Source organism: Thermohalobaculum sediminis, assembly GCF_023487995.1.
In the GTDB taxonomy this organism is placed as follows: domain Bacteria; phylum Pseudomonadota; class Alphaproteobacteria; order Rhodobacterales; family Rhodobacteraceae; genus Thermohalobaculum; species Thermohalobaculum sediminis.
This window is the reverse complement of the sequence record NZ_JAMFKN010000003.1, coordinates 430,463-451,235: the sequence shown is the minus strand read 5'-3', so window position 1 is coordinate 451,235 and position 20,773 is coordinate 430,463. Positions and strand designations below refer to the sequence as shown.

At 71.1% G+C, this 20,773-nt stretch carries 20 protein-coding genes; 18 read left to right on the top strand and 2 right to left on the bottom strand.

Translation table 11 applies throughout. From position 1 onward, the window contains the following. Positions 1-140 precede the first annotated feature (140 nt). Genes M1105_RS09350 through M1105_RS09330 form a run of 5 tightly spaced genes read left to right on the top strand, consistent with a single transcriptional unit; the run spans position 141 to position 4,995 of the window. Entirely contained in the window at positions 141-338 is a 198-nt protein-coding gene (locus M1105_RS09350) for a hypothetical protein (protein ID WP_249580081.1), read from the top strand. 8 nt (positions 339-346) lie between these two features. Then, positions 347-1,597 carry a YlbE family protein gene (locus M1105_RS09345; RefSeq protein WP_249580080.1) on the top strand — a complete coding sequence of 417 codons (1,251 nt, stop codon included), beginning with the start codon at positions 347-349 and terminating at the stop codon, positions 1,595-1,597. Further along, positions 1,594-3,093 carry an acyl-CoA synthetase FdrA gene (gene fdrA, locus M1105_RS09340; protein ID WP_249580079.1) on the top strand — a complete coding sequence of 500 codons (1,500 nt, stop codon included), beginning with the start codon at positions 1,594-1,596 and terminating at the stop codon, positions 3,091-3,093. Before M1105_RS09345 ends, fdrA begins: the two co-directional genes overlap by 4 nt. Before the next feature lie 31 nt (positions 3,094-3,124). Continuing rightward, positions 3,125-4,084 (top strand): carbamate kinase, encoded by a 960-nt coding sequence (gene arcC, locus M1105_RS09335; protein WP_249580078.1) that lies wholly within the window; start codon positions 3,125-3,127, stop codon positions 4,082-4,084. Next, on the top strand, positions 4,081-4,995 hold the full coding sequence (locus M1105_RS09330) for an oxamate carbamoyltransferase subunit AllH family protein (RefSeq protein ID WP_249580077.1): 915 nt from the start codon (positions 4,081-4,083) through the stop codon (positions 4,993-4,995). The genes arcC and M1105_RS09330 overlap by 4 nt, the downstream gene beginning before the upstream one ends. Before the next feature lie 62 nt (positions 4,996-5,057). On the opposite strand, the gene M1105_RS09325 is transcribed toward M1105_RS09330, so the two are convergent. Continuing rightward, on the bottom strand, positions 5,058-5,744 hold the full coding sequence (locus M1105_RS09325; protein WP_249580076.1) for an aspartate/glutamate racemase family protein: 687 nt from the start codon (positions 5,742-5,744) through the stop codon (positions 5,058-5,060). Between the two features lie 130 nt (positions 5,745-5,874). After that, on the bottom strand, positions 5,875-6,564 hold the full coding sequence (locus M1105_RS09320; protein WP_249580075.1) for a GntR family transcriptional regulator: 690 nt from the start codon (positions 6,562-6,564) through the stop codon (positions 5,875-5,877). A gap of 264 nt (positions 6,565-6,828) precedes the next feature. Between M1105_RS09320 and M1105_RS09315 the strand changes: the two genes are divergently transcribed. The 13 genes from M1105_RS09315 to M1105_RS09255 all read left to right on the top strand — a co-directional run bounded on the left by M1105_RS09315 (position 6,829) and on the right by M1105_RS09255 (position 20,744). Then, the gene (locus tag M1105_RS09315; RefSeq protein WP_249580074.1) at positions 6,829-8,391 is read left to right on the top strand and encodes an ABC transporter substrate-binding protein; all 1,563 of its coding nucleotides are present in this window, start codon (positions 6,829-6,831) and stop codon (positions 8,389-8,391) included. A gap of 82 nt (positions 8,392-8,473) precedes the next feature. Next, positions 8,474-9,445, top strand: a complete 972-nt coding sequence (locus M1105_RS09310; RefSeq protein ID WP_249580073.1) for an ABC transporter permease — start codon at positions 8,474-8,476, stop codon at positions 9,443-9,445. A gap of 10 nt (positions 9,446-9,455) precedes the next feature. After that, complete coding sequence (locus tag M1105_RS09305) at positions 9,456-10,406, top strand: ABC transporter permease (RefSeq protein ID WP_249580072.1); 951 nt, start codon at positions 9,456-9,458, stop codon at positions 10,404-10,406. A 10-nt stretch (positions 10,407-10,416) separates the two neighbouring features. After that, positions 10,417-11,610 (top strand): amidohydrolase family protein, encoded by a 1,194-nt coding sequence (locus tag M1105_RS09300; protein ID WP_249580071.1) that lies wholly within the window; start codon positions 10,417-10,419, stop codon positions 11,608-11,610. Next, positions 11,610-13,103: an amidohydrolase family protein gene (locus tag M1105_RS09295; protein ID WP_249580070.1), complete on the top strand. Its 1,494-nt coding sequence runs from the start codon at positions 11,610-11,612 to the stop codon at positions 13,101-13,103. Before M1105_RS09300 ends, M1105_RS09295 begins: the two co-directional genes overlap by 1 nt. After that, the gene (locus tag M1105_RS09290) at positions 13,103-14,122 is read left to right on the top strand and encodes an ABC transporter ATP-binding protein (RefSeq protein WP_249580167.1); all 1,020 of its coding nucleotides are present in this window, start codon (positions 13,103-13,105) and stop codon (positions 14,120-14,122) included. Before M1105_RS09295 ends, M1105_RS09290 begins: the two co-directional genes overlap by 1 nt. Further along, positions 14,119-15,099, top strand: a complete 981-nt coding sequence (locus tag M1105_RS09285) for an ABC transporter ATP-binding protein (RefSeq protein WP_249580069.1) — start codon at positions 14,119-14,121, stop codon at positions 15,097-15,099. The genes M1105_RS09290 and M1105_RS09285 overlap by 4 nt, the downstream gene beginning before the upstream one ends. Positions 15,100-15,278: 179 nt before the next feature. Further along, positions 15,279-15,884 carry a recombinase gene (locus M1105_RS09280; RefSeq protein ID WP_249580068.1) on the top strand — a complete coding sequence of 202 codons (606 nt, stop codon included), beginning with the start codon at positions 15,279-15,281 and terminating at the stop codon, positions 15,882-15,884. 118 nt (positions 15,885-16,002) lie between these two features. Continuing rightward, entirely contained in the window at positions 16,003-16,578 is a 576-nt protein-coding gene (locus M1105_RS09275; RefSeq protein WP_249580067.1) for a carboxymuconolactone decarboxylase family protein, read from the top strand. Then, positions 16,575-17,081 (top strand): hypothetical protein, encoded by a 507-nt coding sequence (locus M1105_RS09270; RefSeq protein ID WP_249580066.1) that lies wholly within the window; start codon positions 16,575-16,577, stop codon positions 17,079-17,081. Before M1105_RS09275 ends, M1105_RS09270 begins: the two co-directional genes overlap by 4 nt. A 74-nt stretch (positions 17,082-17,155) precedes the next feature. Further along, positions 17,156-18,151, top strand: coding sequence for a DUF3179 domain-containing protein (locus tag M1105_RS09265; RefSeq protein WP_249580065.1), 996 nt, complete (start codon positions 17,156-17,158; stop codon positions 18,149-18,151). After that, positions 18,141-19,289 (top strand): patatin-like phospholipase family protein, encoded by a 1,149-nt coding sequence (locus tag M1105_RS09260; protein WP_249580064.1) that lies wholly within the window; start codon positions 18,141-18,143, stop codon positions 19,287-19,289. Before M1105_RS09265 ends, M1105_RS09260 begins: the two co-directional genes overlap by 11 nt. A gap of 162 nt (positions 19,290-19,451) precedes the next feature. Next, the gene (locus M1105_RS09255) at positions 19,452-20,744 is read left to right on the top strand and encodes an adenylosuccinate synthase (RefSeq protein ID WP_249580063.1); all 1,293 of its coding nucleotides are present in this window, start codon (positions 19,452-19,454) and stop codon (positions 20,742-20,744) included. The last annotated feature ends 29 nt before the right edge of the window (positions 20,745-20,773 follow it).

Sequence of the window (20,773 nt, the reverse complement as noted above, 5' to 3'; positions counted from 1 at the left end):
AGCCCGCGGGACCCCTCGCGGGCTGTTCGTGTCATGGGTCGGGTGAAGAATTGGGAGCGCTCGGACGCGGGAGCGATTGACAAGGTAAAAATTCACTTACTAATTTGTCAACGCCGTGGGACGGGAACAGGAGGCCGGAGATGGGCGAAGCGCAGGACGAGGCGATGACGGGGGCGCAGCGCCTTCTGTCCGGGCCGGTCGCGGTCGTGAATGTCGGGCTCGAGGGCTTCGCCGCCGAGCTGCGGCAGAACGGCGTCGAGGCGATCCATGTCGACTGGACTCCCCCAGCCGGCGGCGACCCGAAGATGGCGGCTATCCTCTCGAAACTCGGCGTGTGAGGCGGGCGATGGAGCGGATCGAGACGGCGAATGCCGAGGCGCTCGCGCGGATGTTCGCGGCCGAGCCGGTGCTGGCGGACGTGATCCCGGCGCGCGAGGCGATGCCGGGGCTGAAGGATCGGATGATCCTGCACGCAGGCCCCCCGATCGGCTGGGAGCGGATGTGCGGCCCGATGCGCGGCGCGGTCGCCGGCATCATCGTGTTCGAGGGCTGGGCGGCGGACCTTGCCGAGGCCGAGCGCCTCGCGGCCGCGGGCGGGGTCGAGTTCCATCCCAACCACCACCTCGACGCGGTCGGCCCGATGACCGGGATGACCACCGTCTCGCAGCCCGTCATGGTCGTCGAGAACCGCGCCTTCGGGAACCGGGCCTTCTGCGCGATCAACGAGGGCTTGGGCAAGGTCATGCGCTTTGGCGGCAACGACGCCGAGGTGCTGGACCGGCTGCGCTGGCTGCGTGACACCTTCGGTCCCGCGCTGGGCGCCGCGATCCGGGAGAAGGGCGGCGTCGGGCTAAAGGCGATCATCGCCCGCGGTCTCGGCATGGGCGACGAGATGCACCAGAGGAATGTCGCCTGCTCGGGCCTCTTTCTGCGCGAGATCGCGCCGAGCCTTGCGCGCACCTGCGGGGACCGCGAGGCGCTGGCCCGCGCGCTGGCCTTCATCGCCGCGAACGACCAGTTCTTCCTCAACATCGCCATGGCGATGGGCAAGGCGATCATGGACCCGGTGCGCGGCATCGCGGGCTCGACGGTCGTCACCGCCATGTCCCGTAACGGCACCGATTTCGGCATCCGCGTGAGCGGCACCGGGGATCGGTGGTTTACCGCCCCGGTCGAGATGCCCGAGGGGCTCTATTTCCCCGGCTTCTCGGCGGCGGACGCGAACCCCGACATGGGAGATTCCGCGATCGTCGAAACGATCGGCCTCGGCGGCTTTGCCATGGCGGCGGCGCCGGCGGTCGCGGGCTTCGTGGGAGCGGGCGCGCCGTCGTCGGCTGCGACCTTCACCCGGGCGATGGGCGAGATCACGTTGGCGCAGAACCCGGAATGGACCATTCCGGCGGCGGACTACCTCGGCGTGCCCTCGGGCATCGACATCCGCCGCGTCGTCGAGACCGGCATCGCGCCGACCATCAACACCGGCATCGCGCATCGCGAGCCCGGCATCGGGCAGGTCGGCGCGGGCGTCGTCAAGGCGCCGATGGCCTGCTTCGAGCAGGCGGTGATGGCCATCGCAGAGGAGCTGGGCGTCGCATGAGCGGGCATGTGGTCACGGAGATCCGAAGGGGCTTCTACCTCGACTCGGTCGCGCTGATGCGCCTGTCGCGCGAGGTCGCGGCGATGGAGGGCGTGGTCGAGGCGGCGCTGATGATGGGCTCGCCCTCGAACCTCGCCATCATGCGCGATGCCGGGCTGATCGGGCCCGACTGCGACGCGCGTCCGAACGACCTCGTGCTGGCGATCAAGGCCCGTGACGCGGCGAGCGCCGCGGCCGCGCGCGACGCGGCGCTCGCGGGGCTCGACCGTCCGAAGGCCGCGGCTGGCGGCGCCGACGCGTGGCGCCCGCGCAGCATTGCGGCGGCGGTGGGCGCGCTGCCCGCGGCCAATCTCGCGCTCATTTCGGTGCCGGGCGACTTCGCCGCGGCCGAGGCGCGCAAGGCGCTGCGCCGCGGGCTCAACGTCATGATGTTCAGCGACAATGTCGGCCTTGCGGACGAGCTGTCGCTGAAGCGGGAGGCGCGCGAGCGCGGCCTCCTGATGATGGGGCCCGACTGCGGCACCGCAATCATCGGCGGCGTGCCGCTCGCCTTCGCGAACCGCCTGCGCCGCGGCGGGATCGGGATCATCGGCGCCTCGGGCACCGGCACGCAGGAGGTGTCGTGCCTGATCTCGGAAGCGGGCGGCGGCATCAGCCACGCGATCGGCGTGGGCGGGCGGGACCTCAAGCGCGAGATCGGCGGCCTCACCACGATGGCGGCGATGGACCTGCTCGACGCCGATCCCGCGACCACGTCCGTCGTGCTGATCTCGAAACCCCCTCACGAGGAGGTGGCGCGCAAGGTGGTCGCGCGCATCGCCGCGAGCGCCAAGCCTTGGGTGGTCTGCTTCCTCGGCGCAGGGAAACTCGCGCTGCCCCCGAACGCGCGGCAGGCGGCGAGCCTGCGCGATGCGGCCGAGCTCGCGCTGGGCCGGCCCGTGGGCGCGGGGTTCGACAACGCGGCAGCGGCGCGCGGTGCGAGCGGCGCGCGGCGCGCGGGCAGGATCGAGGGCCTCTTTTCCGGCGGCACGCTGGCGGCCGAGGCGCAGCTCGTGCTGCGCGCGGCGGGGCGGCAGGTCGTCTCGAACGCGCCCGTGCCGGGCGTGGGCGAGCCGGGGCAGGGCGATGCGGGGCACGACCGCATCATCGACCTCGGCGACGACGAATACACCCGCGGCCGGCCGCATCCGATGATCGACCCATCCGTGCGCGACGACATGCTGCGCGCGGCGCTCAACGATCCCGCGGTGGCGGTCGTGCTGGTCGATCTCGTGATCGGCTTCGGCGCGCATCCCGACCCGGCCGGGCACCTCGCCGCCATCGTCGCGGCTGCAGGTCCCGGGCACGCGCCGGTCGTCGCGTCGGTCACCGGCACGGCCGGCGACCCGCAGGACCGCGCACGGCAGGCCGCGGCGCTGGCGCAAGCGGGCATCGCGGTCGCGCCCTCGAACCACCATGCCTGCGGGCTCGCGCTCGCGCTGGCCACGGCCCGCTGAGGCTACGGGGCCGGGAGAGGGATCCGCGACGATGGCCCATGACGCTATGCCCGCCCGCCTCGTGATTGCGATCGGCGGGAACGCGACTCATCCCGAGGACATCGCCGGCACATCGAGCGAGCAGAAGGAGGTGGCGCGGCGCACCGCCGAGTCACTGCTGCCGCTGTTGCAGGGCGTGCCCGAACTGGTCGTGACGCATGGAAACGGGCCGGTGGTCGGCAAGATCATGATGCGCCAGATGCTGACGATGGACCGCATCCCGCCGATGTCGATGGACATCTGCGTCGCGCACAGCCAGGGCGGCATCGGCTACCTGCTGATGCAGGCGATGGAGAACGCGCTGCGCGCGGCGGGCAATCCGCGCCATGTCGCGGCGCTGCTGACGCAGGTCGAGGTCGACCCCGACGACCCCGCCTTCGCCAATCCGACCAAGTTCGTCGGCCCCTTCTTCTCCGAGCCCGAGGCGAAGAAGATCGAGGCCGAGCTCGGCTGGCTCATGCGCGAGGATTCCGGCCGCGGCTGGCGCCATGTCGTCCCCTCGCCGAGGCCCCGGCACATCTGCGACATCTCGCTGGTCGACGAGCTGGTCAAGCGCGGCACGGTGGTGATCGCGGGCGGCGGCGGCGGCATTCCGGTGATGCGTCAGGCCGCGACGCGGGTCCGCTCGGGCCTGCCGGCGGTGATCGACAAGGATCTGACCTCGGCGAAGATGGCAAACGTGCTCGGTATCGAGCAGATGATGATCCTGACTGCCGTCCCGCGCGTCGCGATCAACTTCGGCAAGCCGGATCAGCGCGACCTCGCCGAGGTCCGGCTCGACGAGCTCAAGCGGCTCCATGCCGCGGGACAGTTCCCCCCCGGCAGCATGGGCCCCAAGATCGACGCGGCCATCCGCTTCATCGAGGGCGGCGGCCGGCGCGCGATCATCGGGCATCTCGAGCAGGCCGTCCCGGCGTTGCGGGGCGAGACCGGCACGCATGTGGTCCCATGACGGGCAATCGCGTCCGGGCCGCAGCCCTCAGCATCGGCGTGGATGCCCGGGCGGCGCTATGGCCCGGCGCGCATGGCGTCGTGATCGCCGCCTTCCGGCGCTCGGCCTGTCTTCGCCTGCCCGGCGGGGTGGTTTGCATCGGCGACACCTGGATCGGCGAGGGTCCGATCAACATCCTCTGCCAGGCGGCGCCGGGGCGCGATTGGCGCGAAATTGTCGAGGTCGGGGCGGAGGCGAGCATCGCGGGCGATCTCCTCCTTCTGCCCGGCGTGGAGGCGGCGTTGACGCCGGCCGGCACCTGGTCCCCTCGGCCCCCGCCGCGGACCGACGCGGTGACGCTCGCTGCGGGGCTTTCGGCGCTCGCCGAGGAACTCCCGCCCGATCTGCCGGCGGGGGGGCTCGGCGTCCTGCTTGCGCCCGACGGTGCGGCGGAGGACGACGTCGCGCGCGCCGCCGCGCCGGCGGTCGTGCGGCTTGCGGCCTGGCTGGGCGATGGGGTGGGCTGCGCGCAGGCATTCCCCGAGGATGCGGCCCGGTCGCTTCTGGGGCTCGGGCCGGGGCTCACGCCGTCGGGTGACGACTTTCTCGCGGGCGTCGCGGTTGGGCTGCGCAGCCTTGGCGCGCACCGTCATCATGCGCGTCTCGCCGAGGCGGTTGCCGCTCTGGCCGGCGAATGCACGAACGAGATCAGCGCCGCGCATCTCGCGGCGGCGCTCCGTGGCCGGTTGCGCGCGGACCTCCACCTTGTCATCGACGCCGTGCTCGCGGCCGATCGCGGCGCCATCGCGTCGGGCTTGCGCCGCCTCCGGGCCGAAGATCACCATTCGCCCTGGGACGCGCTCGCGGGCTTCGCGGCGGCTGCCCGGGCCTGCTGCGGGGGCCTCGCCGCGACCATGGGCGAGCTGGCCTGAGACCGCGCCCCGCCAGAAACAGCGTGACCCGGTGCGGCGATCCCCGCCGGCCTGTCGGGATCTCAGGACCGGGCCGCTGCGCGCGCCTCGGCCGGCTCGGCTCCGGGCACGGCGGCCGCCGCCATCGCGCCAACCGCCAGCGCGACACCCGCGATCACGGGGTCGATCGCCGGGATGCCGCAGGCTCCGGCGATCTCGGACGCCAGTCCCGCCATGCCGGCGCAGCCGAGCACGACGACATCGCCGCGCCGCGCCGTCTCGCGCGCCACGGCCACGATCCGCGTCACCGCCGCCGCGCGGTCGGTCTCGAGATCGAGCACCCGGATCCCGGCGGCCGCGACCCCCGCGCAGCGCCCGCCAAGGCCCAGGCGCAGGATGTTCTCCTCGATGACCGGGACCGACGCGGCGGTCGTCGTGACGACCGTGAAGCGCCGCGCGACGGCCGCGGCGAGGTGGAAGCTCGCGGCGCCGAGGCCGAGGATCGGCACGATTGCACGCTCGCGCGCGGCGTCGAGGCCGGTGTCGTCGAAGCAGGCGACCAGCCCCGCATCGAAAGGTTCGGCCTCGAGCAGGGCGAGCAGGCCCGGCACCGCCATCGCGCCGTCGCGCGCGCCCTCGATCGCCTGCGGGCCGGCCGTGTTGGTGCGTGCGATGACCTCGATCCCGGGGCCTGCCTGCGCGCGCGCGACCGCTGCGATCCGGTGGGTCATCGCCTCGGAGGCGTTGGGATTGACGATCAGGAGGCGCATGGCGTGCTCATGGATCGGCGCGGCGCCGGGCTTCGCCGGGTCGCCATCGGGCGCTGGGCGCGGCGCTGATCCGGGGCACCGTCCGGTCGGCGGCAGGCAGGGGCGCAGGGGCATCTCCGGGGCGCGAGCGTCACGACGCGGCCCGCACGTAGCGGCTGAGAATCTCGGTGACGTCCGGGTCGTTCTCCCCGCCGTCGAGGCGCGCGCGCGACTGCACGGCGCCCAGATGGTGCTCCATGATTCGCGTCGCCGCCTCGGCGTCGCGCTCGCGCAGGGCGGCGACGAGGCGGGCATGTTCCTCGCAGCCGCACTCGCCCGAATGCGGCCGGCCGTAATGGGCGAGGATCAGCGAACAGCGCGACACGATCTGGTTGACGAACTGCGCCAGCGTGGCCGAGCCGGTGAGTTCCGCGAGCAGGATGTGGAACTCGCCCGTGAGCCGGATCGAGCGCGGCCCCCCCGCCATAAGCGCCCGTTCCTGCTCGCCGAGATGCGTCTCGAGCGCGTCGATCGCGCGTGTCGAGAGGTTCCGGCACAGCCTGAGCACCACCTCGCGTTCCAGCGTCCGGCGCATGTCGAACACGTCGCAGGCCTCCTCGAGCGTGGGCGTCGCGACCGCCGCGCCGCGGTTCGGGCGCATCTCGACGAGGCTCTCGGCCGAGAGGCGGATCAGGGCGCCACGCACGCTGGTGCGGCTCACCCCGAAGGCCTCGCCGATCTGGTCCTCGGGCAGCTTCACGCCAGGCTTCAGTGCCTGCTCGATGATCGCCTGGCGCAGCGACGCATAGATCGCGTCGCCTCGGTTCTGTTGCGTCGACATGGCGAAAACCGCTCCCGAAACATGCACTTGATGCTCGTTTAATGTGCATCCGTCGTTCTGTCAAGATTGGATACAATTTTTCTGGATCGCGTCGCGACTCTGCGTTAAGGAATCACATACGGGGACGGGCGATGACGGTGCCGATTCGGCTCGGTGGATCATGAAACCGCCGTGAAACCGGTCTGTTTCCATCCGTGAGTCCCCATCCGATACGGGATCATCCCAAAATCGGATACAGAAATTGACAGGGAAGGTATCGGTTTCATGGCCGCACTCAGATACGCATTGCTCGCCGGCGTCATGTCGGCCGCGCTCGCCTCCGCCGCCGCGGCGGAGACCTTCCGCTGGGGATCGTCGCGCGACATCGGCTCGCTCGACCCCTATTCCTACGGCGACAGCTTCACCATCAACGTGATGAACCATGTCTATGAGGGGCTGGTCCGCTACGACCGCAACCTCGCCATCGAGCCTGCGCTCGCGACATCGTGGGAAGTCCTCTCGCCGACGGTCTGGCGGTTCCGCCTGCGCGAGGGGGTGAGCTTCCACAACGGGAACCCCTTCACGGCGGACGACGTGATCGCCTCGCTCAAGCGCGTGAGCCATGCCGACTCGCCGCTCAAGGGCAACCTGCCCGCCTACAAGGCAGCTACCAGGGTCGATGACTTCACCGTGGATGTGGAGCTCAACGGCGCCTATCCGCTGCTGCTGAACGACCTGACCAACATCCACATCTTCGATGCCGAGTGGCTCGCCCAGCACAACGCCGAGGTGCCGACCGACATCGCCAAGGGCATCGAGGGCTTCGCCACCTTCAACGCGAATGGCACCGGCCCCTTCAAGGTCGAGAGCCGCCAGCCCGACGCGAAGACCGTGTTCGTCGTGAATCCCGGCTGGTGGGACACGCCGCAGCACAACCTCACCCGGATCGAGTTCACGCCCGTCTCGTCGGCCGCCACGCGAGTCGCTGCGCTCCTGTCGGGCGAGATCGACTTCACCGAGGACGCGCCGGTGCAGGACCTGCCGCGCCTTGCCGCCGCGCCGAACGTCAAGGTGCTCGAGCGCACCGACCTGCGCACGATCTTCCTGATGATGAACCGGCGCGACGAGCTGGCCGAGGGCGGCAAGAACCCCCTCAACGACTTGCGCGTGCGCCAGGCGATGCAGAAGGCGATCGACCTCGAACTGCTGCGCGACCGGGTGATGCGCGGCAAGTCGCGCGCCGCCGGCATGATCATCGCGCCCGAGATCCCCGGGTATGATGCGGAGCTCGACAAGCTCACCCCCTACGACCTCGATGGGGCGAAGGCGCTTCTGGCCGAGGCGGGCTACCCTGACGGCTTCGCCTTCGTGTTCAACTGCATGAGCGACGGCTACGTGAACGAGGAGCAGCTCTGCCAGGCGATCGCCTCGATGTGGGCGCGGATCGGGATCGAGCCCAAGCTCGACATCGCGCCGCGCCCGGTGCAGACGCCCAAGCGCACCGGCGCCAAGGCCGATGTCTGGACGCTGGGTTGGGCCACGCTGCCGATGCTCGACAGCTACAGCCCGCTGATCCAGATCATCCACTCGCGCGATGGCAATGCGGGCGTGTTCAACTGGGGCGACTGGTCGTATCCCGAGATCGACGCGCTGGTGCAGAAGGCGAGCGTCGAGCTCGACCGCGACAAGCGCCTCGCCATGCAGACCGAGGCGCTGAGGATCGTGGGCGAGGAGGTGATCGCCATCCCGCTGCATCAGCAGCCGATGTCCTGGGCGGCCTCGGCCGAGGTGGACGAGATCCCGCAGTTCCCGGACAACAAGCCGCGGCTCTGGTTCGTGAAGAAGTGACGCCCCGCGGCTCGGGCCATCCCGGTCCGGGCCGCCCGCCAATCCGTCCGCGCAGCCTGCGGCGAGAGAGGAGCCGGCACCGATGATCGCCTTCCTGATCAAGCGCATCGCCAACGCCATGCTGGTCATGCTGGCCGTTGCCTTCTTCGCCTTCATGATCTTCCGCTTCGTCGGCGACCCCGTCGAGATGATGCTGAACGAGCAGGCGACGCAGGCCGAGCGCGCCGATCTGCGCGCGAAACTGGGGCTCGAGGACGGCTTCCTCGTGCAGTTCGGCCGGTTCGTCACGAACGCCGCGCAGGGCGATTTCGGCATCTCCTACCGCAACCAGCAGGAAGTGATCGGCCTGATCGCCGAGCGCTTCCCCGCGACCTTCGAGCTGGTGATCGTGGCCACCATCATCTCGCTCGCGGTGGGCATCCCCCTCGGCGTGGTCACCGCCATCCGGCGCGGGGCCTGGTATTCCGAGGCGTTGCAGTTCCTCTCGATCATCGGCGTCTCGCTGCCCAGCTTCGTCGTGGGCATCGTGCTGATCCTGGTGTTCTCGGTGACGCTGGGCCTGTTCCCTGCGTTCGGACGGGGCGAGACGGTGCAGATCGGCTGGTGGAGCACTGGGCTCCTGACCGAGTTGGGGCGCGCCGCGATCCTACTGCCCGCGGTCTCGCTCTCGCTGTTCCAGATCACGCTGGTCATGCGCCTCGTGCGCGCCGAGATGCTCGAGGTGCTGCGCGCCGACTTCATCAAGTTCGCCCGCGCCCGCGGCGTGCCCGCCCGGATCGTGCATTTCCGCCACGCGCTCAGGAACTGCCTGATGCCGGTGGTGACCATGACCGCGATGCAGATCGGCAACCTGATTGCCTTCGCCCTGATCACCGAGACGGTGTTCCAGTGGCCGGGCATGGGCCTGCTGTTCATCCAGGCCGTCACCTTCGTCGATATCCCGGTGATGGCGGCCTATCTGTGCATCGTCTCCTTCATCTTCGTCGCGCTGAACACGATGGTCGACATCGCCTATGCGGTGATCGACCCGCGCCTGCGCGGCGCGAACGGCTGAGGAGGGTCGCGTGACCGACACGCCCGTTTGCCCCGCCCGCCCCGCGACCCCCTCGCGCCTCGCGCGGCTGCGCGACAGCGACCTGTGGTGGAGCTTCACCTCGCACCCCACGGCGGTGGGCGCGGCGGTGCTGCTGGGGCTGATGATGCTGGCCGCGCTGCTCGCGCCGCTGATCGCGCCGCAGAACCCCTACGACCTCGCGGCGCTCGAGTTGTGGAACGCGGAACTCCCGCCGGTCTGGGTCGAGGGTGGCCAGTGGCCCTATGTGCTTGGCACCGATCTGCAGGGGCGCGACGTGCTGTCGGCCATGCTCTACGGCTCGCGCATATCCATCGTGATCGGCATCGCCTCGGTCATCGTCTCGCTCGCCGTCGGCCTGTCGCTGGGGCTGGTCGCGGGCTATTTCGGCGGCATCGTCGACAATGTCCTGATGCGGATCGGCGACGTCCTCTTGTCGATCCCCACCATCCTGATCGCCATCCTGGTGAGCGCGGTGGCGCGCGAGATGCTGCCGCCCGGCCTGCGCGAGGCGGGGGCGGCGGCGGTTCTGGTGCTGGCGATCTCGCTCACCGCCTGGGTGCAGTATGCCCGCACGGTGCGCGCCCAGACCATGGTCGAGCGCAACAAGGAATACGTGCAGGCGGCGCGGCTGATCCGCGTGCCGGCGCGCCGGATCATGCTGCGCCACATCCTGCCCAACACCATGACGCCGATCCTGGTGGCGGCGACGCTGAACTTCGGCCTCGCGATCCTGATCGAGGCGACGCTGTCGTTCCTCGGCGTCGGCATGCCGCCGACCGAGCCCTCGCTGGGCACGCTGATCCGCATCGGCAACCAGTATCTGTTCTCCGGGCTCTGGTGGATCGTGCTGTTCCCGGCGCTGCACCTGTGCCTGCTGGTCGTCGCGGTGAACCTGCTGGGCGACTGGCTGCGCGATGCGCTGAACCCCAAACTCCGCTGAGACGAGGCCCATGACCGACCTGATGATTAAGAACGCCCGCCCGAACGGTGGCCCCGCCGCCGACATCCTGATCCGCGCGGGACGCATCGCCGAAATGGGCGCGGGCCTCGTGGCCCCCGGCGTCCCGGTCGAGGACGCGGGCGGGCGCATCGCGATCCCCGGCCTGATCGACGCGCACACCCATCTCGACAAGTCGCTGCTGGGCCATCCCTGGTATCGCAACGAGGTGGGGCCGCGGCTCCTCGACAAGATCGACAACGAGCGCCGGGTGAAGCGCGATCTGGGGCTCGACCCGCATGTGCAGTCGATGCGGCAGTCGGTGCTCTCGCTCTCGCACGGCACCACGCATATCCGCAGCCATGTCGATGTCGATACCGACCAGGGCGTGCGCGCGGTCGAAGGCGTGCTGGCGACGCGCGAGAAGCTCGCGGGCCTCATCGACATCGAGATCGTCGCCTTCCCGCAATCGGGCCTGATGCGCCGGCCCGGGACGCTTTCGCTGATGGACGAGGCGATGGCGATGGGGGCGGATCTGGTCGGCGGGCTCGACCCCTGCGGTATCGATCAGGACCCCAAGGGACATCTCGACGCGATCTTCGGGCTCGCCCAGAAGCACGGCAAGCCCATCGACATCCACCTGCACGAGCCGGGCGAGCTTGGCGCCTTCTCGATGGAGATGATCTTCGAGCGGACGGCGGCGCTGGGGATGCAGGGCAGGGTCGCGGTCAGCCACGCCTTCTGCCTGGGCGCGCCCGACTGGCAGCGCACGCAGGCGTTGATCGACCGGCTGGCGGAACTGGATATCCGCATCCTGACGACTGCCCCCGCCTCGCGCGACGTGCCCGCGGTCAAGCGGCTCGACGCGGCGGGCGTGAAGGTCGGCGCCGGCAATGACGGCTTCCGCGACACCTGGGGCCCCTATGGCACCGGCGACATGCTGGAACGCGCGATGTTCGTGGGGATGCGCAACAACTTCCGCCGCGACGACGAGGTAGAGCGCGCGCTCGCGGTCTGCACGACCGGGGGGGCCGAGGTGATGGACATCGCGGGGCATGGGCTGGCGGCAGGCTGCGCCGGCGACGTGGTGCTGGTCGAGGGCGAGACGCCGGCCGATGCCGTCTCGCGCCACGCGGCCCGCCCGCTGGTCGTCAAGGGCGGCCGCGTCGTCGCCCGCGACGGCCGCGCGCTGGTCGAGGCGCCCTGATGGACGCGGCCTTCACCCGCCTGCCCCTCGGGGCACGCCCGCCGGGGCGCTGGGCGCTCGCCGCCCGCTGGGTGGTGGCCGATACGCCCGCGGGGCGCCGGCTGGTCGAGCATGGCGAGGTGGTGGTCGAGGACGACCGGGTGATCCACGCCGGGAGCCCCTTCGCGGGAGAGGTCGCGGCGCGCTACGACATGGGCGAGGCGCTGATCGGCCCCGGATTCGTCGATCTCGATGCGCTCGCGGACCTCGACACCACAGTGCTCGCCTTCGACAACCAACCCGCCTGGCGCAAAGGACGGGTATGGCCGCGCAGCTATGTCGAGCGCGGGCCCTACGAGATGTATTCCCACGACGAGCTCGCCTTCCAGAAGCGGTTCGCCTTCGCGCAACTGCTCCTCAACGGCATCACCTCGGCGCTGCCCATCGCATCCCTGTTCTACCGCGAATGGGGCGAGACGGTTGCCGAGTTAGACGCCGCCGCCGAGGCTGCGGGTGCGCTTGGCCTGAGGGTCTGGCTCGGTCCCGCTTACCGCGCTGGCGGCATGGTGGTCGAGCCCGACGGGCGGCTCGAGCCGGTGTTCGACGAGGCGCGCGGCTTTGCGGGGCTTTCCGAGGCCGTGGCCTTCGCCCGCCGCAGCCATGGCGCCGAGGGCGGCCTCGTCAGTGCCCTGCTCGCCCCCGACCGGGTCGAGACCTGCACCGCGGGGCTTTTGGCCGAGACGATGGCCGCGTCGCGGGACCTCGACTGTCCGGTGCGGCTCCACATGGCGCAAGGCGCGATGGAGGTCGAGACTGTCCGGCGTCTCCACGGCGCGACCGCGCCCGGCTGGTTGGGCCGCCACGGCCTGTTGAGCGACCGCCTGATCGCGCCCCATGCGACGGTGGCGACTGATGACGATCTCGCCCTTTACGCCGCGCATGGCGTCACCGTCGCTCATTGCCCGTTGGTCGCGGGCCGCCACGGGGGCGTGCTGCGCTCATTCGCGCGGCTCAAGCGCATGGGCATCCGTGTCGGCATGGGCACCGACACGACGCCGCCCGACATGGTGCTGAACATGGCCTTGGGCGCGATGCTGTGCCGCGTGGTCGAGGGCGACGCCACCGCCTGCTCGGCCGCCGATCTCTATGACGCGGCCACCATCGCCGGGGCGGATGCGCTGCGCCGCCCCGACCTCGGCCGCCTCGCGCCGGGGGCGAGCGCCGACATCGCGGTGTTCGCCATGGACGACGTGCACATGACGCCCCGGATCGACCCGATCCAGACGCTGATCCTCGGCGCCACGGGGCGCGTGACGCGCGCGACCGTGGTGGACGGGCGCCTTTCGATGCGCGACGGGCAGGTGGCGGGCATCGACCTCGCCTCGGCGCGCGCCCGGGCGCAGACGCAGTTCGACGGCCTTCTCGCGAAATACCCGCAGCGGACCCACGGGCACCCGCCGCTGGCCGAGATCTTCCCGCCCAGCTACCCCCCGATGGAAGGAGGGCACGCATGATGCACGAGACCAGGGGCTTCCGGGACCGCAGACCCGAAGCTGGCGAGGCGCCACCCGCTCTCGAGGTGCGCGGCCTCACCGTCGAGTTTCCCAGCCGTCGCGGCACGCTGACCGCGGTCGAGGATGTCTCGCTTTCCATCGCGCCGGGCGAGGTGCTGGGCGTGGTCGGCGAGTCGGGCGCGGGCAAGTCGATGACCGGCCTCGCCGTCCTCGGCCTGCTCGAGCCGCCCGGCCGCATCGCCGCGGGCGAGATCCGCATCGGCGGGCGGCGCGTCGACGACCTGCCCGACCGCGAGATGGAAAGGGTCCGCGGCCGCGAGGTCGGCGCGATCTTCCAGGATCCGCTCACCTCGCTCAACCCGCTGTTCACGGCGGGCGCGCAACTGGTCGAGACGATCCGCATCCATCTAGGACTCGATCGCCGTGCGGCGCGCGAGCGGGCCATCGCGCTCTTGCGCGAGGTCGGCATCCCGGCGCCCGAGGAGCGGGTCGATCATCACCCCCACCAGTTCTCGGGCGGCATGCGCCAGCGCGTGGTCATCGCGCTGGCGCTGGCCGCCGAGCCGCGCCTCATCATCGCCGACGAGCCCACCACTGCGCTCGACGTCTCGATCCAGGCGCAGATCACCGCGCTCTTGCGGCGGCTCTGCGACGAGCACGGCACGGGCGTGATGCTGGTCACCCACGACATGGGCGTGATCGCCGAGACCGCCGACCGCGTGGCGGTGATGTATGCGGGCCGCGTGGTCGAGGTGGGCCCGGTGGCCGAGGTGCTGCGCGCGCCGCGCCACCCCTACACCAGGGGCCTCATGGGCTCGATCCCGGCGCTGCGCCGCCGCGTGCCGAAGCTCACCCAGATCGACGGCTCGATGCCCCGGCTCAACGCGATCCCGTCGGGCTGCTCGTTCAACCCCCGCTGCCCGCAAGCGGGCCCGCGCTGCCGGCGCGAGCGCCCGGCGCTCGCCGCCTCGGGCGCGGGGCTCGCAGCCTGCTGGCTGGAACAGGGAGGCGTCGAATGAAGGATCCCCGCAACGCGCTGGAGGTCGAGGGCCTCGGCATGGTGTTCGACGTCTCGGCCTCGTGGCTCAACCGCGTGGTCGAGCGCAAGCCAAGGCGATATCTCCGCGCCGTCGACGACGTGACCTTCGCGGTCCCGCGCGGCGGCTGTCTCGCGCTGGTGGGCGAGTCGGGCTGCGGCAAGTCCACAGTGGCGCGGCTCGTCACCGGGCTCTACCGGCCGACCTCGGGCACGGTCGCCTTCGCGCCGGGGCGCGACGGCGCGCCGCTCGCCGCCCAGATGATCTTCCAGGACCCCTATGCCAGCCTTAACCCGCGCTGGCGGGTGGGCGACATCGTGGCCGAGCCGATCCGCGAGCTGCGCCTGCGCGAGACCGAGGCCGACGTGACCGACCGCGTGGCGGACCTGCTGCGGACGGTGGGGCTCTCGCCCGACGACATGGCCAAGTTTCCGCACGAGTTCTCGGGCGGGCAGCGCCAGCGCATCTCGATCGCCCGGGCGCTCGCCTCCGAGCCCGAATTCCTGGTCTGCGACGAGCCCACCTCGGCGCTCGACGTCAGCGTGCAGGCGCAGATCCTGAACCTGATGCGGCGGCTGCAGGACGAACTGGTGCTGACCTACCTGTTCATCAGCCACGATCTCAGCGTCGTGCGGCACATGTCCGACCGGATCGCGGTGATGTATCTGGGCCGGATCGTCGAGGAGGCCGAGACCGAGGCCCTGTTCGACGCGCCGCAGCACCCGTACACGCGGCTCCTGCTCGAGACGATTCCCGACCTGCACGCGCCGCGCCGCCGCCGCGCGGCGCCGGGCGGCGAGCCGCCGAGCCCGCTCGCGCCCCCGCCGGGCTGCGCCTTCAACCCGCGCTGCCCGGTCGCCATGCCGGTCTGCCGCACCGACCGGCCCGCCGAGACCGCGCGCTGCGGCGCCGGGCGGGTCGCCTGCCACGCGGCCGCGGCCACGGCGTCCGCGGCCTGATCCCGGCGTCCGCGGCCACCGGGCGGCCCGCCCGTGGTGCGGCGGCCCTCCGTGGCGCCGTCGCGAAGTTCAAGAATTGTTGAGAGAGCATGATTTGCACGCGATCGAGGCGCGTGAAACCTTCTGCGCGCAATCCCGGGAAAGCGGGCTTGGGAACAACAGAAGGGGAAGCTGGTACCATGATCAAGGCAGAGCGTCTCGCCGCCGTCCTTTTCGCGCTCGGCGCGGTGACGGTGTCGGCGCCCGCAGCGCATGCGGCGTGCGATCCCGGCAAGCCGGGGTCCGACCTGACGGGCGATGAGGCCAAGGCCGTCTACGAGTGCATCGCGGCCGACCTGCACAAGGGCTATGCCACGGGCGACAAGCGCTGGATCCCGGCCGAGTTCGTCAACGACTATCGTGGCTGGACCCTCGCGAGCGGCTTTCCCGCCGCGCCCGGCTTCCATGGCGAGCGCTTCCTGGTGACCTGGGTCAACGCGGCGGGCGCCGACGAATACCTGAAGTATGCCGAGGATCCGTCGATCCCGGCGGGCACCGTCATCGCCAAGGAATCCTTCGGCGTGAACGCCGCCGGCAAGGTCGAGAAGGGCCCGCTGTTCCTAATGCAGAAGGTCGAGGCGGGCGTCTCGCCCCAGGCCGACGAATGGTACTACATGATGGTCGCCCCGAACGGCGCCCCGATGGCGGTCGAGGTCGTCAGCGCCTGCAGCGACTGCCACATGGGTAATTTCGGCCACCAGGGCGGCCTCGGCTACCCGGTCGAGGAGGCGCGCATCTCGCGCTGACCCCGATACCGGAGAATCCCCGGCCCCGCTGGCGGGCCGGGCCCCATGGCGCCGATCTGCCCGATGCCCCCCATGCTGCAGGGCGGGTCGGCGCCGCCAGTTTTCAGGAGGGCGACCCATGACCGCAGACTACAGGCTCAACCTGCCCCACCACACCCTCGACGGCGCGGATGCCGATCAGCGGCCGGTGCTCGAGAAGGCCAAGGCGCAGGTCGGTTTCATCCCGAACATGTATGCCGGCATGGTGAACTCGCCCGGCCTGCTCGAGACCTATCTAGACGGCTATGCGCGCTTCCGTGCGTCCTCGGGCTTCACGGTGCCGGAGCAGGAGGTGGTGTTCCTAGTGATCAGCCGCTTCAACGGCTGCTCCTACTGCATGGCCGCGCATTCGATGATCGCGGCGATGAAGTCGAAGGTCCCTGCCGACACGCTCGAGGCGATCCGCTCGGGCACGCCCATCCCGGACCCGAAGCTTGCGGCGCTCGCGGCCTTCACCGAGCGGATGGTCGAGAGCCGCGGCCTGCCCGACCGTGCCGACGCCGAGGCATTTCTCGCCGCCGGCTACACGGACCGGCACATCCTCGAGATCGTGCTCGCCATCGCCGTCAAGACGCTCAGCAACTATTCGAACCACCTGCTGCACACCGAGGTGGACGGGATGTTCGCGGGCTACCGGCTGGAAGCTGCCGAATGATCCCGGCCATGTCCTGCCGCGCGGTTGCCGCCCTCCTCGTCGCGATCGGCCTCGCGGGGCCTGCCCTCGCCGAGCCGCTCGCGGTCGAGGCGGTGATGTCGCCCAAGGAGCAGATGCGCCTCGACTTCGAGGACGGCTCGAAGCATTTCCTGCTGATGGTGCGGCGCGAGGGATCGGCCGCCGGGCAGGGGCTGTTCGACGGCGCATCCGTCGTCGAGTTCGGCGCGCATGACATCGTCCCCGGCGTCGGGGGCGATCCGCGCGGCTATCTGGTGGTGACGGCGCCGGACGGGGCAATCGCCTACATCAAGTGGCAGGTCCGCGCCGTGTTCGTCCCGGGCACGGACGGCAAACCGATGCTGCTCGACAACGGCTTCTGGGAGGTCGCGGGCGGCACCGGGCGCTTCGCCGGGCTGAAGGGCGCGGGCACGCTGCACATCAAGGCGGTGAACCAGACCGACCGGCGCTTCATCCTGACGGGCGACCTGTTCCCCGCGGGCTGACCGCGGCCCGAAGGGGGCGCACGACCCCGCGCCCCCCCGCCGCGCCCGCCCGCCGAGCCGAGAGGGAGAACGCGATGCGACCGATCACGGTTTCAGGTTTCATCGTGGTCGTGCTGCTGTGGGCTGTAGCCGCAGCCGCAGTCGCCGAGCCGCCCGCGGGCTGGCTGCGCGAATGGCCGCGCACCGATTTCTCGCAGAGCGCGGTCGATTTCGGCGAGATCCTCTCGGGCGGCCCGCCGAAGGACGGAATCCCCGCGATCGACGCGCCGCGCTTCGAGGCGGCGAGCGAGACGACCGGCGCTCCCACGCCGAACGAGCCGGTGATGAGCATCGAGATCGCAGGCGACGCCCGTGCCTACCCGCTGTCCGTGCTGATGTGGCACGAGATCGTCAACGACACCGTGGCGGGGCAGCCGGTCGCCGTCACCTACTGCCCGCTCTGCAACTCCGGCATCGTCTTTCGCCGCGTCGTGGCGGGCGAGCCCACCACCTTCGGCACCACCGGCAAGCTGCGCAACTCGGACCTCGTGATGTATGACCGCGCAACCGAGAGCTGGTGGCAGCAGTTCGAGGGCCGCGCCATCCTCGGCGCACGCATGGGCGACGCGCTCGAGACCATCCCGTCGCGCCTCGAAAGCTTTGCCGAGTTCCGCGCGCGCCACCCCGCCGGCAAGGTGCTCGTCCCGCCGGGCCGGATGCGCGACTACGGCCGCAACCCCTATGTCGGCTATGACAGCCTTCCCGTTCCGTTCCTGTTCGGCGGCGATTATGATGGCCCCGGCTCGCCCCTGATGCGGGTCGTGGCGGTCGAGGGCAGGCAGGAGGCGTGGAGCCTCGATCTGCTGCGCGCCGCCGGCAGGTTGGAGGTGGATGATCTCGTGCTGACATGGAAGCCCGGACAGGCCTCGGCGCTGGACGCCCCGCGCATCGCCGACGGCCGCGATGTCGGGACCGTCACCGTCGAGCGTGTCGAGCCCGGCGGCGGGCGCGAGGACGTGGTCTACCACGTCCCCTTCGCCTTCGCGTTTCGCGCCTTCAACCCCGGGGCGCCCATCCACCATGCGCCCTGAGCCGGGCGCGCCGGTCGGGCTGGTGCTGCCGGGCGGCGGCGCCCGGGCGGCCTACCAGGCGGGCGCGCTCAGCGCCATCTCGGCGATGCTGCCGCCGGGCCCATCGCCCTTCGCCGTGGTCGCGGGCCAGTCGGCGGGGGCGATCAACGCGGCGGGGCTCGCCTGCCGGGCGGGCGACTTCGTCGGCGCTGCCGCCAGTCTCGTCGCGGCATGGTCGCGCCTTCGCATCTCGGACGTGATCCGCACCGACGTGCCGGCCACGGGGCGGCGCGCGCTCGTCTGGGCGCTGACGGCGGCGAGCGGCGGATGGCTGGTCGAGAACCCGCGCTCGTTCTTCGACAACGCGCCCCTCGCGCAGATGCTGGCGCGCGAGATCGACTTCGCGGGCATCGATGCGTCGATCGCGCGCGGCCACCTGCGGGCCCTCGCCGTCACGGCTTCGGTCTATTCGGACGAGAGCGGCCAGGCCGTCACCTTCTTCGCCGGGCAGCCGCAGCAGGGCGAGTGGTTCCGGATGCGCCGCTGCGGGCTGAGGCGCCGGATCGGGCCCGAGCATGTCATGGCCTCGGCCGCGCTACCCTTCCTGTTCCCGGCGCAGGAGATCGAGGGCCAATTCTACGGCGATGGCGCGCTCAGGCTGACGGCGCCGCTCAGCCCGGCGATCCGGCTGGGGGCGCGGCGGCTCCTGGTGATCGCGGCGCGCGACCCCGAGGTGCCGCCGGTGACCGGCATGACGCCCTCGCCCTATCCGAGCCTGGCCGAGATCGCGGGCCACATGCTCGACATCGTGTTCAACGACCATCTCGACACCGATCTCGAACGGCTGACGCGGATCAACCGCACTCTGGGCGTGTTCACCCCCGAGCAGATGGCTGCGACCGAGCTCAGGCCCGTCGAGGTCGTCGTGCTGCGCCCCTCGCGCGACCTGCGCGAGATCGCCGGGCGCCATGCCCGCGCGCTGCCCTGGACGATGCGAACGCTGCTGCGCGGGATCGGCGGCTGGGGCGGCGACTGGCGGCTGCCCAGCTATCTCAACTTCGACGCAGGCTATTGCGCCGAGCTGATCGAGCTGGGCCGGGCCGACGCGCTGGCGCAGCGCGACGAGATCCTTGGCCTCTTCGCCCCCGTCGCAGCCTGAGCGGTATCCGGCGCGCCGCCACGCCACCGTCGCGCCCACACCGCGTCAGTGCGGCCCGCGCCGTTGCGCCACGCGGCGCGCGCGAGGCGGGCCGATCGGCCCTTGTCCCCCCGCCCCCCGCCTCTCTATAAGGGCGCGGTTTCGCGCGAAGGGAGCCCCGAGATGGCAAATGTGGCGGTGGTCGGTGCCCAGTGGGGCGACGAGGGCAAGGGCAAGATCGTCGACTGGCTCTCCGAACGGGCCGATGTGATCTGCCGCTTCCAGGGCGGGCACAATGCCGGCCACACGCTGGTGATCGGCGGCAAGGTCTACAAGCTGTCGCTGCTGCCCTCGGGGATCGTGCGCGAGGGTAAGCTCAGCGTGATCGGCAACGGCGTCGTGCTGGACCCCTGGGCGCTTTTGGCCGAGATCGACCGGCTCGCGGCGCAGGGCGTCAGCGTCACGCCCGATAATCTCATGATCGCCGAGAACGCGCCCCTGATCCTGCCGGTCCATCAGGATCTTGACCGGATCCGCGAGGAGGCGGCCGGCGCCGCGAAGATCGGCACCACCGGGCGCGGCATCGGCCCGGCCTACGAGGACAAGGTGGGCCGGCGGGCGATCCGGGTGGCCGACCTCGCCGACGAGCCCACGCTCGACACCCGGCTCGACCGGCTGATGGCGCATCATGAACCGCTGCGACGCGGCCTCGGCGCCGAGCCGGTGGACCGCGAGGAGCTGAAGGCGCGCCTGATGCAGGTCGCTCCGCGCCTCCTGCCCTTCGCGGCGCCCGTCTGGCAGGTGCTGGCCGGCAAGCGGCGCGAGGGGCGGCGCATCCTGTTCGAGGGGGCGCAGGGCGCGCTTCTCGATATCGATTTCGGCACCTACCCGTTCGTGACCTCGTCGAACACGCTGGCGGGCATGGCCTCGGTCGGCACGGGGCTCGGGCCGGCGGCGGTCGATTTCGTCCTTGGAATCGTCAAGGCCTACACCACCCGCGTGGGCTCGGGCCCCTTTCCGACCGAGCTCACCGACGGCATCGGCCAGCGTCTGGGTGAGCGTGGTCGCGAGTTCGGCACCGTCACCGGGCGCCAGCGGCGCTGCGGCTGGTTCGACGCCGCGCTGGTGCGCCAGACCTGCGTCACGAGCGGCGTGTCGGGCATCGCGCTGACCAAGCTCGACGTGCTGGATGGGCTCGACGAGCTGAAGATCTGCACGGGCTACCGGCTCGACGGCGAGGTCATCGACCATCTGCCCACGGCCTCCGAACAGCAGGCCCGTTGCGAGCCGGTCTACGAAACCCTGCCTGGCTGGCAGCAGTCGACGCACGGGGCGCGGCGCTGGCTCGACTTGCCGGCCGAAGCGATCAAGTACGTCAAGCGGGTCGAGGAGCTGATCGAGTGCCCGGTGGCGCTGCTCTCCACCAGCCCCGAGCGCGACGACACGATCCTCGTCACCGACCCCTTCGCCGACTGAGGCGGGAAGCGCGTCGGCCTTAATCCTTC

Excerpts from the sequence above, each read along its gene's own strand:
- M1105_RS09350 (WP_249580081.1), top strand. The coding sequence starts at position 141 with ATGGGCGAAGCGCAGGACGAGGCGATGACGGGGGCGCAGCGCCTTCTG.
- M1105_RS09345 (WP_249580080.1), top strand. The coding sequence starts at position 347 with ATGGAGCGGATCGAGACGGCGAATGCCGAGGCGCTCGCGCGGATGTTC.
- fdrA (WP_249580079.1), top strand. The coding sequence starts at position 1,594 with ATGAGCGGGCATGTGGTCACGGAGATCCGAAGGGGCTTCTACCTCGAC.
- arcC (WP_249580078.1), top strand. The coding sequence starts at position 3,125 with ATGGCCCATGACGCTATGCCCGCCCGCCTCGTGATTGCGATCGGCGGG.
- M1105_RS09330 (WP_249580077.1), top strand. The coding sequence starts at position 4,081 with ATGACGGGCAATCGCGTCCGGGCCGCAGCCCTCAGCATCGGCGTGGAT.
- M1105_RS09325 (WP_249580076.1), bottom strand. The coding sequence starts at position 5,744 with ATGCGCCTCCTGATCGTCAATCCCAACGCCTCCGAGGCGATGACCCAC.
- M1105_RS09320 (WP_249580075.1), bottom strand. The coding sequence starts at position 6,564 with ATGTCGACGCAACAGAACCGAGGCGACGCGATCTATGCGTCGCTGCGC.
- M1105_RS09315 (WP_249580074.1), top strand. The coding sequence starts at position 6,829 with ATGGCCGCACTCAGATACGCATTGCTCGCCGGCGTCATGTCGGCCGCG.
- M1105_RS09310 (WP_249580073.1), top strand. The coding sequence starts at position 8,474 with ATGATCGCCTTCCTGATCAAGCGCATCGCCAACGCCATGCTGGTCATG.
- M1105_RS09300 (WP_249580071.1), top strand. The coding sequence starts at position 10,417 with ATGACCGACCTGATGATTAAGAACGCCCGCCCGAACGGTGGCCCCGCC.
- M1105_RS09295 (WP_249580070.1), top strand. The coding sequence starts at position 11,610 with ATGGACGCGGCCTTCACCCGCCTGCCCCTCGGGGCACGCCCGCCGGGG.
- M1105_RS09290 (WP_249580167.1), top strand. The coding sequence starts at position 13,103 with ATGCACGAGACCAGGGGCTTCCGGGACCGCAGACCCGAAGCTGGCGAG.
- M1105_RS09285 (WP_249580069.1), top strand. The coding sequence starts at position 14,119 with ATGAAGGATCCCCGCAACGCGCTGGAGGTCGAGGGCCTCGGCATGGTG.
- M1105_RS09280 (WP_249580068.1), top strand. The coding sequence starts at position 15,279 with ATGATCAAGGCAGAGCGTCTCGCCGCCGTCCTTTTCGCGCTCGGCGCG.
- M1105_RS09275 (WP_249580067.1), top strand. The coding sequence starts at position 16,003 with ATGACCGCAGACTACAGGCTCAACCTGCCCCACCACACCCTCGACGGC.
- M1105_RS09270 (WP_249580066.1), top strand. The coding sequence starts at position 16,575 with ATGATCCCGGCCATGTCCTGCCGCGCGGTTGCCGCCCTCCTCGTCGCG.
- M1105_RS09265 (WP_249580065.1), top strand. The coding sequence starts at position 17,156 with ATGCGACCGATCACGGTTTCAGGTTTCATCGTGGTCGTGCTGCTGTGG.
- M1105_RS09260 (WP_249580064.1), top strand. The coding sequence starts at position 18,141 with ATGCGCCCTGAGCCGGGCGCGCCGGTCGGGCTGGTGCTGCCGGGCGGC.
- M1105_RS09255 (WP_249580063.1), top strand. The coding sequence starts at position 19,452 with ATGGCAAATGTGGCGGTGGTCGGTGCCCAGTGGGGCGACGAGGGCAAG.